This is a genomic window from Synergistes jonesii (genome assembly GCF_000712295.1).
Classification (GTDB): Bacteria; Synergistota; Synergistia; order Synergistales; family Synergistaceae; genus Synergistes; species Synergistes jonesii.
Genome location: NZ_JMKI01000039.1, coordinates 1 through 16,625 on the forward strand (window position 1 = coordinate 1; position 16,625 = coordinate 16,625).

Sequence of the window (16,625 nt, forward strand, 5' to 3'; positions counted from 1 at the left end):
TGGGAATACGGCGCTTATCGCATCTGCAAAGCCTGTCAGGCCGTCGACGGAGATAATGAAAATATCTTCGGTGCCGCGATTACGGATCTCGTTAAGGACACCGACCCAGTACTTGGCGCTCTCATTTCCGCCGACCCACAGGCCAAGGACTTCACGATGCCCGTCCAGTCTTGTCCCAATAGCAACATAAACGGCTTTCTTGACGGTTCGGCCGTCCTGCCTCACATTGAAATGCACGGCGTCCATAAAGACGACTGCATACTTTTTGGCCAGCGGCCGGTTCTGCCATTCTTTGGCAATCGGCAGAATTCGATCCGTCATTCGCGAAATCATTTCAGCAGAGGCATCCACACCGTAGATAGACTGCAGGTGAGCCGAGATATCCCGGGTCGTCATGCCTTTTGCATACATGGACAGGACCTGATCCTCTATATTTGAGATATCGGTCTGGTTCTTTTTGACTGACTGCGGTTCGAAGTCACCCTTGCGGTCTCTGGGGACGTCGATCGGGATATCTCCGGCCGAAGAGGTGACTGTTTTAGGGCTGTAGCCGTTGCGGCTGTCATCTGTATGCTTGTTCTTGTAGTCATATTTGCTGTAACCGAGATGGTCATCCATCTCGGCTTCCAGCATCTGCTGGATCGTATCTCCGAGAAGATCCCTCAGCATAGCCTGTACGTCCTGGGCGTCTTCCGGTTTGTAGTGGGAAAGGAGACTCTGAATAAGCGCTTTTCTTTCCGGTGTCAGTTTTCTCTGTCTTGCCATAAAAATATCCTCCTGGATTGAATTTATCTTAACACCAATCCAGGAGGCTTGCTTTCTTCTCTATGGAGTTTACACAGAATTTGTTATACTCTCGCTATGGGCGAATAGAGGCCTGTCTTTAAACTGTGAACGCTCCATATGCCGGCATTCGCATGACAAGGGCCGTCCTGATTCGGACGGCCCTTGTCATGGTTTTTTAACGTACGAATGCTTAGGTCAGGCTATCTGCGCTCTTTAATCCACGCCGCGACCGCGGCCGCGCAGGCCGCCGCCAGCGCCAAGGGCGGGAAGCCGGCGTTGCAGCCGCTGCTGCTGTCTCCTCCCGTGCCGTCGGCGCCCTTCAGCTTTGTGCGGAAGATGTCGGCGAATGTGAGGTCCTTTACCAGCGCGTCGTCGTCCGCCGTCAGATAGTTGCTGTGGGGAGAGTTGTCGTCGGGGAATTTATCGTCGTAGTATCTGCTGTAGGATATATCCGCTGCTTCGCCCATCCCCGCGCTGTTGCCGGAGAAGGAGCATCTGGATATCTTTGCGGTGATCCTTGAGTCTTTGTTGAGTTCGTCGCTCTTCTTATACCAACTTCTGCCGTAGTGGATGTCTACTGCCCCGCCAGCGTACCTGGAGCTGTTGGAGGAGAGCTCGCAGCGGTTCAGCGTAAGCGTGCCTTCCCCCTTCATGCCGATAGCACCGCCCTGCGCCGCTTCGTTCGCTTTGAAGGTACAGTTTGAGAGCGTCACGCTGCCGTTGATGGCCGATACGGCGCCGCCGACGCCGTTCGCCGCTTTGTTGCCCTCGAAGAGACAGTCTGTCGCGTTGAGTGCGGGCTTGCCTTTTCCGTGCGGGTCGAGGTAGACGGCGCCGCCTCCTCCTGCCAGCGCCTCGGGTCTGCCGCCGCCCGCCGTGCAGTTTTTGAAGGTCATATTGAAAGCGCTCAGCGTAGCGTCGCCCTCGACGAAGATCGCGCCGCCAAGCTTGGCGTTGTATGCGCCTTCTTTGATGGTGAGGTTGCCGCTCTCCAGCGAGAGCGCCCCTTCGCCGCCGTCGATGTCAAAGACGGGGAATCCGTCGCCGTTTATCGTATGGCCGTTGCCGAATATCTTGAGCTCGTCCTTCGTCACGTAGAGCGTGGCGCCCGTCACAGCGTCGGTACGCGGCGTCTTGCTGGTGTTGGCCGCGTCGGTTTCCGCCTTCAGGTCGGCGGTGATGACGACGAGGTCTCCGGCACGCGCCCTTCCTGCTGTGATTTTGGCGTGTCCGCTATCGTCTTTTTCCCAGCCGCCGCTCGCAGGGTCGTATTTGCAGTATCCGAGTATCTCTTTCAGATCTTGATAGCTCGCGGCCCTGTGGACTTTTTCCGGCGCAAGGTGAGTAAGACGGTCTATATCTTCGAAGAATACCGGCTCGACTGCCTTCCCTCCGACTATGGGACGGCTCTCTTTCAGCTCTTTGGTATACGAAGAGGCGTCTCCCACGATAGAGAGCTTTCCGGTGAATGACGGATGGTAGTAGACGGCGAAGCTGACGTCGTTTTCTCCTGCCGCTGCGTGGTTGCCGCTGAAGGACGCGTCTATCTTGCACGCCACCTTTTCCGTCGACGAGTACGACCTGCCGCCGTTTGAGCCGTAGCGCACAGCCACCGCTCCTCCGGTATTGGCGGCCCTGTTGTTCGCGAAGCGGCTGGCGCTGTCAACGGCCAGTTTCGCGCCGTCTCCGTAGAGGGCGATGGCTCCGCCGACCAACGCTTCGTTTCCTGTGAACTCGGTGCTCATTATATCTACCTGTGCATACTGCGCGAGGATGGCCGCGCCGCTTCCGCTCTCCGTCCTGTTGCCGCTAAATGAGCAGCCTATGATCTTCACCACCGGCCCCACGGAACTGTGGTGCGGTCCGGCGTAGAGCGCGCCGCCGCCTGTCTTGGCCGCCGTGCAGTTTTGGAAACGGCAATTCTCCAGCGTAACATAGGAGCGGTTCTCGAAGAACATCCCTCCGCCGGGCTTTGCCTGGTAGCCCGCGCCCTCTATCGTAAGGTCTTTTATTACGATACCGCGCAGCGCGTCGGAGTCGTCCTCCTTGCTTCCGCCCTCGATGTTGAATGTGGGGTAGCCGTGGGCCTTTATCCTCTTGCCGTTTCCGTTGACGGTGAGATTTCCGGTTTTTACCGCGATCGTGGCCCCCGTCACCGCATCGGTATTTTCCTTCAGCCCCGGCACGCCTCCCTTTGTAACCTCAAGATCCTCCGTGAGGACGATCTCCGTCCCGGCTCCCGAGCTGTCGGCGTTTGCCGACGCCACGGCGTCGAGCAACTCCTGATAGCTTTTTACGTAAACGGTGCCCGCCTGAGCGCAGCCCGCGCACGAAAGTGCAAACGCCATCGCGCAGAGAGCCGTGAGCGAGTATATTGTTTTTCGCATGTTCTGAGCCTCCTTGACTTTACTACCATATATGGGGAATCAAGCCCCGCCTTTCCTTCGTCGCCTTTTACAGTTCCCCGCGCGAAGGTGGTGTCGCCAGTATGTCGTCGCTATCTCTTTTGCTTCGCCGATTCGGATATCTTCACATAGCCCGCCGTCGCCTCCCTTCTGCCGTCATGGAATACCCACATCGCCTCCGCCCCGTTTTGCTCGATGATACGCCGCGCCGACTCCGGCGGCAGGACGAAGGCCGCGGTGGAGAGGATGTCTGCCGTCTCTGAGTTGGGGTGCACGACAGTGACGCTGCGCACGTGCTTAGCGGGGTATCGAGTCCACGGGTCGATAATGTGGTGGAACTTCTCTCCGCCTGCTGTGAAATAGCGCTGGTCGTCCCCACTCGTGACGACTGAGCAGTCTGCTACATCCACGATGTCAATGAAGCCTCCGTCCTCCTGCTGCCCGCGGACGCCCACCTTCCAGCTCGCTCTTCCGTCCTTCGGCGCGCCGATGACGCAGACATTGCCGCCTGCGTTCAAGATGCCGCTCGTAAGCCCCAGAGCGTGGGCTTTCTCGACAGCCCTTTGAGCGGCGAAGCCCTTGGCGACCGCCCCGACGTCGAGGCGCATGCCTTTTTTGCGCAGAAAGACCGTACTCGCCTCGCGGTCGACGACGATATCGTCCATCGAAAAAGCGTCCGCACTGCGCAGCTCTTCGGCGGACGGCAGAAGCGCTGCGGAACCGTTTCCCCCGCGGGACTTGGTATCTTCGCGCGGCATGGCGCCGTTCAAAGCCCTTTCGCGGCGATCGTGCCAGACGGCGTATAAAGAGCCCTTGGATATGTCCACTGCCCCGCCGGTCATCTTATAACCGCGGGCGGCCGCGTCCAGCAGCTCGATTATTTCAGGCGCCACGGCTACAGCCGCCGTTCCGGCGTTGTCGTTGACGGTCTTTAAGTTAGCGAGCCTTCCGTAGCTGTCGTATATGTCGAAATAGCGGTGCAGCCGCTCCATTTCGCTGTGCACCGCCGCCGCGTATCGGCGGAAGCTCTCCTCATCCCTTGTGTAGGCGCTGAAAGAGACGTGCGTATCGAATAGGTCAAAAAAATCCACGGAAAACTTCGTATATGCGCCGTTTCGCTCCGCGCGGAAAAGGAGAAACGCGCCGGCGAGCGCAAGCAGCACAGTTGAAAGAATGAGCGCGGTCTTTCTCATCTGGCGCTAAAAGCTCCTTCACGGATATATGTCCGCCGCGGACGCAGAGCAAGCGAGACAAACAAGAACGAGACAAAAGCCGCTCCGCGATCCGAAGGGATGTGCCCATATTTCATTGAAGTTGCCTCCTTCCGCCAAGCGACGATAAATATATGAGTTAGCATATGCTAACAAAATTATTTATAACATATCTTTTCTTAGTGGTCAACACGGCCTCCTCGATGCGCAGGGCGCCGTAAAATACGCGTGCCGTCTCAGAACGAAAAAGATACAGGTATAGAGGAAGCCGCATGACCGTTTGCGCCTTCCCCGCGGATGGGTGATAAAAGGGGACAGAGTAGAGGCTTGGCGCAAAAAAAGACTGTTGCCGAGCACATATTTTGCTCAACGCAACAGTCTTTTTCTATTTTAAGTTCGGAATGTCCGAACTAACATTTGGTGGAGACGCGGGACACCGCATAAAATCAAACCATGCTGAAATACCAACATTTCCATCACATAAATAAATGTGTGTAGTGCTTTTGATAGCGTCAAAGGCCAGCACTATATAGCATTTTTTCCCCTTTTCGTCTTTCCTTAAAAAAGCCGCCCTAAGGACGGCGATTTCGTAAAATGCTATAAAAAAGAGGGGCTCAAAAGCCTCCCTTCGTCATAACTCGAAAACATCCGCATGCGACCCTGCAGCCGCTAAAAGCAAAAGCATATCCCCCTCTTTCGCGTAAACAAGCAGCCAGTCGGGGCGTATATGCAGCTCCCGAAAACCCTTCCACTCTCCGACGAGTGCGTGGTCCCTATACCTCTCAGGCAGCGGAGCGTCGGCAACGAGCAGCGCAAGGGCCTCGTCGTGAAGGGCGAGATTCGCGCCGCGCCGGATCATCCGCTTCAAATCTCGCTTATACCTCGAAGAATAGACGATCTCCCTCATCGTTCGATGCCCATGCTCTTGTACATCTCGGCAATATCCTTGCAGCGAGTGCCGCCGCCCGATAAAAGTTCATCCATCGCCGCCTTAGTCTCGGCGTTCGGCCTGGGGGCGGAAATCTCGAACGGAATACGCCATTCGCGCACCACCTTGCGCGCAAACAGATTTATAGCAACAGAAGAATTCATCCCCGCCTCCGCGCAAAAAGCGTCGAACTCCTTCTTCACCTCGCTGTCCATACGGACGCTCAAAGTAGTTTGGCCCATGTTATGCACCTCCAATACAATGTATTGACAGTATAACACATAATCCAAACAAAAGCCATAATTTCACATCACTTTTTTTCACTCCACCCCCCGCCCGCCTAAAAATACTCCCAGCCACGGTTTCGGCCTTTCCTTCTCAAAACACCGGCGGCGTTACGTATCTTTTTATTTTCTTCCTCTGCCCTATTATGGTTTGCAGGGCGCGGAGGAGATCGCCGTCGGCGGCGCTTTGCGTGGCCTGATACAGCCTCCTTGCACCTACGACCGGCAACGGGGTGGTCAGCAGCGATATGCCCTCGATCGCGTTCCAGGCGCCGCGCTCAAACTTCGACATCCCCGTGTACGGGCTGACTTCGTCCGCATCTTCGGCAGTCATGTCGTCGTAGCCGCGCGCCAGCTTCGACAAGGGGGCCACAAAGGCGGAATACGTCGTGCCCTTATACCCGCTGCCGCTGAAAGACTCCCAGAACGACATCAGTTCTTTTCCCACCAGCGGAATTGACTCTAAGGCCTGCCTTGAAAAGGCGGACAGCACCCACTCGCCCCAGCTTTCATCATCGTCGTCGTCTGGCATACCGTCTACGAGCGCCTTCATCAACACGGCGCTCGTCATAAGGGCCACCACGTTGCAGAGCGACGCCGGATGATCGCCGCGCTTTATGGACTGTGCCAGGTCGTAGACGGTCATTCCGAGCACAGGGGCGGCGTCTGAAGTAAAAATCATCAGCAGCCTCGCGAGTCCGCTCTGCCTCCATATCATCGGGGCGTCCTTTATCATCGGGGCCTGCTGCGTGAGCAGCACGGCGCGCTGTGCTGCGCGCACGGCCTGGTCGTGCGAAAGTCCCCGCTTTATGTTCGAGTTGTAAGTCGCCTTCCAGCCTATAGCCGCCACCGCCCTGTCCATATATGAGACAGGGGCGATGAGCGCGTCCATAGTCTTTTTGTATCCGTACCGCATGTCGCCCATAAGCGTCGGGTCGTACTGATTTATGCTGAAAAAGGCGTTCGGGACGCGGTTTCGCATCTGCGGGTCGAGGGCGTACACCTCTTCGAGGAAGCGCCCGGGGTTTAGCATATACTCGCCGATCGCGCATCCGACCTGCGCCGGCCCGGCGGTGATCAAAAAGCGCGGGATCGAAGTCGTCTGCTTCAATACCGTGCCGACGTTCGCCGCAAGATACGTGTAAGCCATATTCTTGCCCATGGCGTTGGCGGCGCGGTCGAACACGTTCTTGCCCGCCGTGAGCGAATCCTGATTTACGAGGTTGATATAATCCTCTACCGCCTTCCACGCGCCCGATCCGAACTTCTCGCGGATGAGCTTGGGAATATTGTACGAACGTCCCACGGCGTCCTCAAAGTTCTCCGTGAACACCGCATGAAGGTCGGGCCCGATCCGCGCGAAGGCGGCCGTGTGCTCCATGGCGTCGATCTGCTCGTTCCATATCGACAGCAGTCCGAGCTCAACGGGGGCTTGATGTTTCTCGCTTATTTCTTTGCCGGGGATCACCCGCGGATTCAAAAAGCCCATTTCAAGTCCGGCCTTCCGAGCTCCGGCCTGCGCCGCGACGCCCTTGGCGTACGCCTCCTCGCCTGCGTCGACGAGCCCGTGTTTGGAAGTGTACTCCAACCGGCGCATAGGGGTGTATCTCTCCTCTCTTATCATGCCCCGGTTGAAATTCGCGATAAAAATATCGTTCAGCCTTTCGTAATGGGAGTCGTACTCCTGAATCACATAGTCCGCCAGCTCCCTTTCCTGCGGCGTCAGCGCCTTCGCGCACTCTCCTATGTGCGCCAGCGCCTCGGCCGGAAGCTGCCCGTCGTGCTTCTTCGCGTTGTCTAAAAACCATGAGTCGGGTATCAGATCCCTCATGTTTCCAAAAACAAGGGCCTGACGCGATTTCTCATTCTGCATCGCAGTATAGATTGAAAGAAGCTGGTCGACGCTGTACTTATATCCGCCGACGACGCGCTCTTTACTCAGGGCGTGGAGGGTTATCCCCAGCTCCTTCATTTTGGCGTTCATCGCGGCGTGACGTTCGTGGAGGCGCGTCAGCTTCTCGTCGTAGGCCGCGTTCACCTCGTCCACGCAATACTTCGAGAAGGCGCTGTCGAATTTTCCCAGACCGTGCCCTATCCAGTCGAACAAACGTATGGCGCCGAGCGTGTTGGCGTAAGTCCAGTCTTTCAACTTTTCCGCTTTTCCGGCGACGCCGTCATATTGTTTCGACAGGTTGGACGACCTCGCCACAGGGCCGCGTTTCCTTCTGCCCCTCGTTTTCTCAAGCGCCGAGATAAGCTCCGAGTTCACGGTCTGGCGGCGCTCGACGATGCCGGCCCGCCATACCTTGTACTCCCTCCTGCCGCGGGCGTGTATCTCGCCTATCTCCTTGGCCAGCTCCGCTATCTCCGAAAGCTTGGCGTCTGAAAGCCGCAGGTCGTTCAACGTCATGCCGGCGGCATCCAGCTTTTCGATCAGCTTCACGAAGGGGGCGTCGGACGGATTTATGTCTTTGTAGTCGAAGCCCAAATCCTTCTTTATAGCCTCCATGAGGGAGGCCGCCATCTTCATCTTCTGAGTGGGGTAGACGGCGACGAATTTCGACTTGCGCCTCCGGCGGTTCGGGCGTTTCTTATCCAGCTCCGTATCGTTCAGGTCGACTATCTGGCGGGCTTCCGTAAGCTTTTTCAGCATCTCCTGCTGCGTCGACCAAATGACCTCTTCGTCGTTGACGTCGCGATTTATAGTCTCAAGCAGATTTTCTACGTCCTTGAGCAAAGCCCTTCTTTTTTCGAACCGTTCGAACATAGCCTCCCGTCTGCTCTTCGTCCTGTAGTCGAACCCGGGGCGCTTGAATCGCGCGTTCCGCTCTCCCTCGCTCTTGCCCCTGTCATAGCCCAGCGCCTCGCCGAGACGAAACTTATTCTTCGCCTCCTGCTTCGCCTCTTTCTCCAAGGCGTCCAGTCTTTCCTTAAGCAGCTCGTTCTCCCGGATCAATTCCCCGACGGTCGTCTCGGAGGCATAGACTTCGTCTATCTCCTGAGGCGTCGACAGCAGCCTGTCGAATACGTCCTGCACCTCCGGCGTCAGCTCCTCTCCGGCGAACTTGGCGTTTGTATATATATCCAGCAGCCACATGCGCATTTTCTGAAAGACCGGGCGCAGTGCCTTTGACGGGGCCTCTCCGTCCATTACGTAGAGTTCCATGGCGCGGGCCCACTTTTCATGGGCCTCGGTGAAACGGGCCTTCTGCTCGTCGTTTAGATTGCCGAGGTCGGAAAGGTCCATATTCGATATGCCGAGATAGTCGAGGACCGTCCTCAAGTCGCGGCTTATCTCCGTATCGGGATCGGCGTTGTAGCCGTACCGGATAAGGTCCTCAAGAATGAGATGCCCCATCTCGTGGATAAATGTGCTCCTGTCCGCCGTACGGAAGAGAGTGACGAGCGCTTCCCCCGTCTTGCGGTTGAAGGTGATCCCGCCGCGGGCGCCTTTGCCGTGCTGAAGATACACATTTCCGTCATTATCCTTGACGCCTGACAGCATTTCACCTATAGTTATCTCGTAAGTATCCGGCGTGTTGCGGATCGGAGCCTCATCATGAGGAAGCAGTCCGCGTTTGACGTCGGATGCTTCTTCTTTTTCTACCTTTGCGTCATACGCGCGGTATATACCTTCAACTTCCGCCGCATACCCGTCATCCATCTCTTTAACGGTCAGCTTGACAGTGTAAGTAGGAGACGCATCCTCTACGAGCCGCACAGAAGTGTACATTCTGTGGATATTCTTTACCTGACTGTCTTTGTGCCTATCCTTGTGGGTTTCTATCAGTTTGGCTCTTCTTATGATTTCCGGCAGCCCTTCAAGGACATTGATCATCCTTTCAAAATCGAATGGGCCCGTCAGCGCGCTGTTCACCGCATGGGAAACATTCCCCACCGAAAGGGATATATCCCAGCCCGTATCCTCATTTCGGTACACGCCAGTCAGCCCCTTCGCGAAAGCCTTCTTCCCCCTATTTCCCTTTACCTGTTTCGCCTCTTCGAAAGACAGCTTCGGCCGAACAACGACGCCGCGGACAATTTCATTGACGTCCACGCCTTCATTTATAGGCTGATAAAAAATATTCTCGTTATTCGCGTCGAACGTCCCCGTATTTTCCACGGACTTGACCTGTTCCGGGCTGAAGGTGATATATTCCGATTTTCCGCCGTCGGTGGCCAGCGGATCGTAAGGCCTGATCACCCCGTCGAAGCCCAGCATCCTCAAATATGGATTCAGAATATCCATATCCCTGAAATCAAGCTGGCGCGCCTCAAACGCATAAAAATCGTGGAGCGAACGCCCCATTAGGTCGCGGGCCTCCTCGTCGTCCATCGACTCGTCCATCTGCGGCAGGAAGTCGTTATATAAATCCCTCACGACTGAGCCCTCGTCGTTCCTGAAAGCCGCATACAGCTCCCTGAGCCGTTGGAAATCTCCGTCGTGTGCCAGCTCCGAGTCGTCCATATCGAACCAGTCGTCGAAACGGGCGGAAAGAGCCTCCTTTAAAGAGGCGACATTCTCCTCGGAAAAAACGAACGGGTTGCGGATATTAAGATACACTGGATATAAAGAGCCCTTCTTTCCAGCATAGCCTTCGGCTGTATCCTTATCTGAAATGAAATAATTTCCCTGCGCGCTGCCGAAAGACGTCATGCCGGCCGCGTCTCCACGATAGGCCGCCAGCGGCTCGCCGTTTGAGTCCAAAATACGGCTGGCGTTTTCCGTGTCATTCTCCCAGTCTCCGAACCACGCTTTGAAAGCCTCCGTGCGAACCGTATCCGCTTGCGGGACGGGCTGATTATAAAGCGGTATCGCCCCTCCATCTTCCGCCTTCTCCACGCTCAGTCTGTGGAGCTCTTTCGGGCTCACGCCCAACCGCTTCCCCAACGTGTAAAGATAACGGCTGTAAAGATCAGCGTTTGCCTCGCCAAGTTCGTCGTCCTGCCCGGCCGCGGACAGCTCGGAAATGAGGGATCGCCGGATTTCAACCGCTTCTTTCGCGTAATCGTCGTCCCCTTCGAGCGGATCGCTCAGCTTCGCCCTTATTTTCTCCGCCGCCTCGCGCGGCGTCACGCCGGCGGCGCCTTCGCGGACGTCCATGGCGATGGATTTCGAAAAATCGGGATATTCCGCCGCGGCCTTTTCATAGTCTTCCTTCTTGACGGCGACTTCACCGAGCTCGTCGATGACGCTTCCTTCGGTAATTCCGAGCGCAGCCGAGACCTTTTCCGCGACATCCGGATTTTCCTGAAAGAAAGCGTCGACCGCGTCCTGCCCGAGAAACACAAGGTCTTTCTCCGCAGCTGGATTTCCGCCCTCCGTGACTCTGCCGTCCGCCGACTTCGCCCTTCTTACGGCGGCCGTATTCTGGAATCTTCTTGCGGCGTTCATATTTCGGGCCGTCCCGACGGCCTCCCCTGGCAGCGGCAGAAATACCATTGTAGGCAGCGCTTCGAGCCCCGTGCGCGCGACGTCGTCTACGGCCTCCGATATCGTCATATGCTTGTATTGCGGGTCGTTTATCATCTTGGCGGCCTCGCCGATCAAAATTTCCCAGGCCCTCTGATGCATCTCTTCGAGAGTCTCGAAGCCGACCTTCTTGGCGTAAGAGAGCCCTCCCTGTTTGGCGGCGGATTTTACGGTAAACGACTTAGCCGCCCTTGTGAGCTCCGTCTCCATAAGCCCGGCGACCTTAGGGTTGGCCGCCAACCCCACCACCAGGGACTTTATCTTATCCTTGCCGGCGCCGTAGAACTTCTTTAAAAGCCCCCCTCCGACAAGGCCTACGGGAGTCATAGCCGCTATCGCCTGACCTGATTCAATAGCGGCCGCTATGCCGCCGTATATAGCGGCGGCCGGTACTGCGATCGAATCGGGCACCTCGGCGGCCTTCAGCTCTTCATGGAGCCCCGCGCTCTCCATCAGGTACATACGAGTGAAAAAAGAGGCCTTTCCTGCGGCGACGCCTGTGGCGAGCGCCGACTTGGCCGCCATGCCGGCCGACGCCTCTATGCCCATTGCGGACAGCATGGGAGCCTGGGCCAGGACCAAACCGCCTCCGGCCGCCGCGCCGAGCCCCATGGCCATAAGGTCCTTGTTGGAAACCCACCTGGTTGCGTTTTGCGCCGCGCCGCGCAGCCCCTTGTTTATAAAGGGGTCGTAGGCGTGATTATTGAGCTTGGACATTTCGCCGCGAAGTTCGTTGAGACGTTCTTCCGTTCCTTTGTCCGGGGCGAAAAGATTCCTGACGTAAAGCTCGGAATACTCTTTTTCGAGGTTGCCGAGGCGCACCCCGGCCTTTATGCTGTCTATGGCCCCCATACGTTCCCCGATCACGCCGCTCGACTTCGCCAGGCGGTAAAAATCCTCGTCGGCGAAAAAAGCTTCGGGATTCACGCCCACCGCCTCGGCCTCCTTGATGCGGATAGAGACCTCTTTAGGATCAAGCCGCGTCACCTTCGAGATCGCGCCGATGCGGTTCTCTTGGATAAAGGCCCTGCGTCTCTTTTCGGTGTCGTTCGTGCGCCCGAACGAAGAATTGACCTCCGCCGGCTGTTTACGCAGCAGCAGATCTCGCTCGTACAACACCAGCCGCTTAAGAATGGCTTCGTCGGAATAACCCTTGACGCGGGCCCTCGTTATCGCCTCTTTCTTATTTGGGTAGGATAGAAATAGATAATCGTCGGCCTCCAGCCCCGCCCCCCCGCGTTGTGGAAAATAGACCGAATCGCGTCTTGGGAAAAAGTCCGAACCTTGCGCCGGTGTGGAAAGTGCCTCGCTCATAAAAAAACCTCCCGACAAAAAGCCGCCCATAAGGCGGCCGTATAATTTAATGCATAGTCCAGCGCCGCAGCCATTACGGATAGCCGCGCGGACGGCCGGACGCCTATCGCGAAGGGCCGCCCGACCTCTTCGTAGCGGCTGCGTCATCGGCGTTCAGCTCCAATACCTCGTCAAGTTCCTCCGCCTCCTCTTGAACGGCTGCTTCGCCGCCGGCCCGTCCGCTCGGAGTTTCCCACGGACGCGGCGGGACGTCTCTTGCCGCGCCCATGCTCTCGACGCCCTCGACGGCCTTTTTCAGCTTCCCGAGCTCTGTGTCGCTTTTCCATATATAACCATCGATCAAAGGCACGCCCGAAGCGTGCTTTTCCTCGATGGCCCTGAGCATCGCCCGCCGTCCGGCCTCGTCTGCCTGCTTATAAAAATCCGGAGCGGCTGGGTCTATCTTTCTGCACTCTTCCCGGAAATAAAAAACCGCCATGTTCCTGTCCGGATTTTGAGCCCCTCCGAAGACGCCGCCTCCGTGATTTTTCAAAAATATCTCGATATTCTTCTCTTTAGTCTTCAAGTAGTCCTTATTGCCGGGGGATATCTTCTTTTCGTATTCAATTATTTTATCGGCCTCTTCGTAAGAAATATATCCCATAGCGGCCGCCCTTTTCACATCCTCATTCGACATGCCTCTGAGCTTCGCGTCCCCCAGCTGCGCGAAATAGGCGTCGTGCTGCTCCTCGCTGACGCCGAGCCGCCTGCGTATCAGCCGTTCCTGCTCGTCCTTCGGCAGAGCGGCGAAATCGGGGTTGAAATGGACGAGCTGGCGGACGGCCTCCGCCCTGGTAAGAGGCGCCCGGACGAACGCCTCTTTCGGCTTGGGGGCGAATATGCCGCTTCCGTGCACGCGGTCGTTGTCCACTTTAAGGGATAGGGCCCACGCTTCGCCGCGAGCGCCGTATTTTTTGAATTTCTCCGAATACGAGGAGATAAGCCCGGACACCCTGCCGTGCGAACCGCCGCCGTATAGAAGCTTCAGTACTTCTACTTTTGCGGCGTCAAGTTCGGCCTCCCGCTCCTGCTTCGCGTCGGCGAAAAGCGAATTCACATAGCCGAGATAGACGTCCTCTTCCTTCCCTTCGTGCGCGCCGCGCACGTCGGCCAAAGCGCTTGCCAGCCCGTCCGCGCCGTACTTCTCAAGCAGCCTCTGCGCCTCCGCCTGCGCCTTAACCGGCAGGGCGGCTTTTTCAACGGCGCCCTTCAGCTTCTGGGCGTCGGCGGGCTCGATATAGCCCCCGTACTCCTTCACCAGCGCCTCGGCGCGCGTCGGGTCGTTCTGCGCCGCCTGCTGTATCATGCCTATAAAAAACTCCGAGCGCACCAGCGCGGAATTCTTGAGATTCGCCTCCGGCCCCTGGTCGCCGTACCTGGCGATAGTTATCTCCCTGAAGGCGTCCTCCTGCGCCTCCATGGAAAAGCCGTCGGGGTTCAGGGCGGCCGCCGTATAGATCGTCTTGAGCGTCCGCTCGGCCTCCTCCTGCTTGTAGAGGGACATCTGCTCCCCCTCCAGCTTCATGCAGGCGGAGCCGACGCCGCGGTCGTACGAGGCCGTGCGCTCCATAAAAAGCCTTCGCTGTCCCGCCGGCAGCGCGCTCATGATCTCATCCTTCAACGCCTTGTGCGCCTGATACACCCTGCCGGAAAGCCCTTCGGCCCCCGCGCCCTTCGCGTGCATCAGCCCCGTATTCGGGTCGTAAAGCAGCCGCGAGCTGCGGCTTACGTAATCGTTGTAAGCGGTCAGCGCCCCTGCCTCCGCCCTGTCGCGCGCCATCTTCTCGATGCCGGTCGCCAGATCCCGTGCGCCCTGCGCGACATATTGTCCCGCCTTGGAAGAATACCCCGCGGCCGCGGCCATCGCGGAGGCCGCCGGGTCGTTTAAATCGCGCCTCACCGCGACCGGCCCCGCGTCCCGCACCTCGGGCAGACTTTCTCTCCCTCGAATCTTCATTGTTCTAACCCCTCCCCGCGCGCTTTCCCAGAGCTAATTCAGCCCCCAGAAGCCCTTATAAAAACTTCTGTGCGCCGTGGCGGCCGCGGGCTTCTTCCTTCCGACCGCCATATCGTCCCACTTGGCGGCCACCGCGCCGGCCGAAGTCAGAAGAGAGCCCGTCAAAGCCGCGCGTCCGGCGTTCTCCACTGCGGAGGCGTAAGCCTCGCCGCCCCGGCGCGTGCCTTCCGCCTGATGCTCGAGCCCCACCGCCTGATTGATGAGCCCGAAGCGCTGCCGCTGATAATTCTGCCGCAGCACGTCGCGGTCGCGCTCCGCTTCCAGCTCCGTAGCCTCCTCGACGGCGGCCGCCGTGCCGGAATCCACCAGCAGCCCCGAAGCCCCGGCCGCCGCGCGTCCGGAAGCCGCCACCGCGCGCTGCTTGCGGGCGAGAGCCTCCTGTTCGGAGGCCCCCTGCTTCGACACCGCCTCAGCCTCGCCGCGCGCCTGCTCTGCGTTGAATTCAAGCGCCCGGGCCTGATACTCGCTCTGCATCCTCGCGGCGGCGGCCTGCTCCCGCGCTGCCTGCATCTGCGAAACGCCGGAGTAGAGCGTGCCGGCCACGGACGCGACGGCCGCTACAACCGGATTACACACTCCTCTTCGCCCCCTATCCAAAACCTGTAAAAAGGCAGCCCCGCAACGCCGTAAGGCTCCGTGGCGCCAAATTGAAACCCAAGCCGCTTAAGCCAGCGGACGCTTCTTTCGTTTCTTGCGTCCACATAATTGCGCATATTCGGGAAACGCTTAAGCAGCCGCGGGAAAAGCGCCGCCGACAGCCTGACGAAATCGCGCCTGCACTCATCCAGCGCCGACGTCCCGATCAGCCAGGGACACCACCAGTGCGCGTCCTCGCGGAAAACCCCGAAGAGCCCCAGCGTCCGCCCGCGCCCGTCGCGCGCTGCGAAACAGTACGAAGAGCCCAGCCAGCCGCGCAGCACCGCCATCTTTACGTCGCCCTCCGCCGCCTCCAGCTCCCGCCGGTCCGCTTCGCGCATATCGTCGATCGTCTCCATACAATGGTGGCGCGTCGCGCGTAAGAGATAAATCACGGCTAAAACCGCCAGAACGAAAAAACCAGCCCGGCGCCGACGCACGCTTCTTGATGGATCGCGTCGTACCCGGCGAACAGCCCGACCGACCACGGCGACCGGAGCTTCTTATTTTTCCGCTGCAGCTTTTCCACGCTGCGCGCCCACGCTTCGCGCTCCCGCATCCTGGCGGCCTCCAGGGCCGCAATGTCGGCGCTGACGGTATCGACTATCCTGTCCTGTGAAGATACATACCTCCTGAGAGCTCCTATCTCCGCCGCCTGAGACTCCAGCATCTCCACAGTGTCGCGCCCGTCGGCGAGCGGAACGACATACGCCTCATCTGTCAGCAGATATCCCTTCGGCCGCAGTTCTATCTTCCCTGTATCGCCCCAGCAGGTCGTTCCAGCGGACAGCGACGTCAGAATCATCAAGCCGGCCGACATCGCGCCTAATAACATTTTTCGCACTTTCAACCACCTCCGGCAATCTATTTCTCTCACTTTGGGCCTTCTCAATAACGCTTTTCAGCCTTTCGGCGGCGTCGTCAACGGCGGCCGTCTCCACAGGCGGCCGCGTCGTTCCGTCTACGCCGTAGATCCGCGCCTGCCCCCACCGCCACAGATACCACCCGGCGGCCGCCAGCAAAACCGCCGCCGCGAGCAGCGCCCACCGGCGCCGGCCGTCAGAGACCGCCCTCATTTTCATCGTCCGCGCGTCTTTTAGGGCGCGCCGGCCTTCGCACGGCTTCATAGCCCGACTTGCCGGCCGCCGCCGCGAAGACGACCCCGCCGAAATAAATGCCCAGCTCCTTGGCGTTCGGGGGAATATCTTTCGTAAACAGCCAAGCGGCGACGAAAACCAGCAGATTCACCGCCCACGTCAGAATCGCGATCGGCTTAGTCCACGGCAATCCGTTCAGATAAACAAAAACCCTGTTCATTCGACGCCCCTCTTTCCTTCGTCCTTACAGCCCTTGCAGGCTTTGTCGTCCAGCCCCAGCCTCCCGTCGATCACGCGCCTTACCCACGGCCGTCCGGCCGAGACGGCGACATAGACCGCCGCCAGCCTCCCGGCCTCGCCCACGCCTAACTCGCACAGCCCCAGATAGACGGCCGCCCCGAGCGTGACGTCCGAAACATGGCCGACGATGAAGCG

The 16,625-nt window shown here is 58.3% G+C and carries 12 protein-coding genes; all 12 read right to left on the bottom strand.

Annotation, left to right across the window (positions count from 1 at the left end):
• A partial coding sequence (locus EH55_RS10410) for an IS256 family transposase (protein WP_037977607.1) occupies positions 1-765 on the bottom strand: 765 nt, incomplete at its 3' end.
• Positions 766-986: 221 nt separating this feature from the next.
• Positions 987-3,173, bottom strand: a complete 2,187-nt coding sequence (locus EH55_RS10415) for a right-handed parallel beta-helix repeat-containing protein (protein ID WP_037977610.1) — start codon at positions 3,171-3,173, stop codon at positions 987-989.
• Between the two features lie 110 nt (positions 3,174-3,283).
• Positions 3,284-4,384, bottom strand: coding sequence for an FAD:protein FMN transferase (locus EH55_RS10420; protein ID WP_037977612.1), 1,101 nt, complete (start codon positions 4,382-4,384; stop codon positions 3,284-3,286).
• A gap of 649 nt (positions 4,385-5,033) precedes the next feature.
• Positions 5,034-5,309, bottom strand: coding sequence for a type II toxin-antitoxin system RelE/ParE family toxin (locus EH55_RS10425; RefSeq protein WP_037977615.1), 276 nt, complete (start codon positions 5,307-5,309; stop codon positions 5,034-5,036).
• On the bottom strand, positions 5,306-5,572 hold the full coding sequence (locus tag EH55_RS10430; RefSeq protein WP_037977616.1) for a type II toxin-antitoxin system RelB/DinJ family antitoxin: 267 nt from the start codon (positions 5,570-5,572) through the stop codon (positions 5,306-5,308). Before EH55_RS10430 ends, EH55_RS10425 begins: the two co-directional genes overlap by 4 nt.
• 136 nt (positions 5,573-5,708) lie before the next feature.
• Positions 5,709-12,401 (bottom strand): LPD3 domain-containing protein, encoded by a 6,693-nt coding sequence (locus EH55_RS10435; protein WP_037977617.1) that lies wholly within the window; start codon positions 12,399-12,401, stop codon positions 5,709-5,711.
• A 103-nt stretch (positions 12,402-12,504) separates the two neighbouring features.
• A complete protein-coding gene (locus tag EH55_RS10440; RefSeq protein ID WP_037977618.1) occupies positions 12,505-14,397 on the bottom strand; it encodes a hypothetical protein in 1,893 nt (630 codons plus the stop codon).
• A gap of 33 nt (positions 14,398-14,430) precedes the next feature.
• Positions 14,431-15,033 (bottom strand): virion core protein, T7 gp14 family, encoded by a 603-nt coding sequence (locus tag EH55_RS10445; protein ID WP_037977619.1) that lies wholly within the window; start codon positions 15,031-15,033, stop codon positions 14,431-14,433.
• Positions 15,015-15,488: a hypothetical protein gene (locus tag EH55_RS10450; RefSeq protein WP_037977620.1), complete on the bottom strand. Its 474-nt coding sequence runs from the start codon at positions 15,486-15,488 to the stop codon at positions 15,015-15,017. The genes EH55_RS10445 and EH55_RS10450 overlap by 19 nt, the downstream gene beginning before the upstream one ends.
• Before the next feature lie 2 nt (positions 15,489-15,490).
• Positions 15,491-15,937 (bottom strand): hypothetical protein, encoded by a 447-nt coding sequence (locus EH55_RS10455; RefSeq protein WP_160170746.1) that lies wholly within the window; start codon positions 15,935-15,937, stop codon positions 15,491-15,493.
• A 215-nt stretch (positions 15,938-16,152) separates the two neighbouring features.
• Entirely contained in the window at positions 16,153-16,410 is a 258-nt protein-coding gene (locus EH55_RS10460) for a hypothetical protein (RefSeq protein ID WP_037973899.1), read from the bottom strand.
• Positions 16,407-16,625 (bottom strand): hypothetical protein (locus tag EH55_RS14465; protein ID WP_037977624.1); only part of this gene is annotated, 219 nt, incomplete at its 5' end. The genes EH55_RS14465 and EH55_RS10460, both read right to left, overlap by 4 nt.

Coding starts and splice junctions, on each gene's coding strand:
- EH55_RS10425 (WP_037977615.1), bottom strand. CDS start 5,309: ATGAGGGAGATCGTCTATTCTTCGAGGTATAAGCGAGATTTGAAGCGG.
- EH55_RS10440 (WP_037977618.1), bottom strand. CDS start 14,397: ATGAAGATTCGAGGGAGAGAAAGTCTGCCCGAGGTGCGGGACGCGGGG.
- EH55_RS10460 (WP_037973899.1), bottom strand. CDS start 16,410: ATGAACAGGGTTTTTGTTTATCTGAACGGATTGCCGTGGACTAAGCCG.
- EH55_RS10420 (WP_037977612.1), bottom strand. CDS start 4,384: ATGAGAAAGACCGCGCTCATTCTTTCAACTGTGCTGCTTGCGCTCGCC.
- EH55_RS10435 (WP_037977617.1), bottom strand. CDS start 12,401: ATGAGCGAGGCACTTTCCACACCGGCGCAAGGTTCGGACTTTTTCCCA.
- EH55_RS10430 (WP_037977616.1), bottom strand. CDS start 5,572: ATGGGCCAAACTACTTTGAGCGTCCGTATGGACAGCGAGGTGAAGAAG.
- EH55_RS10415 (WP_037977610.1), bottom strand. CDS start 3,173: ATGCGAAAAACAATATACTCGCTCACGGCTCTCTGCGCGATGGCGTTT.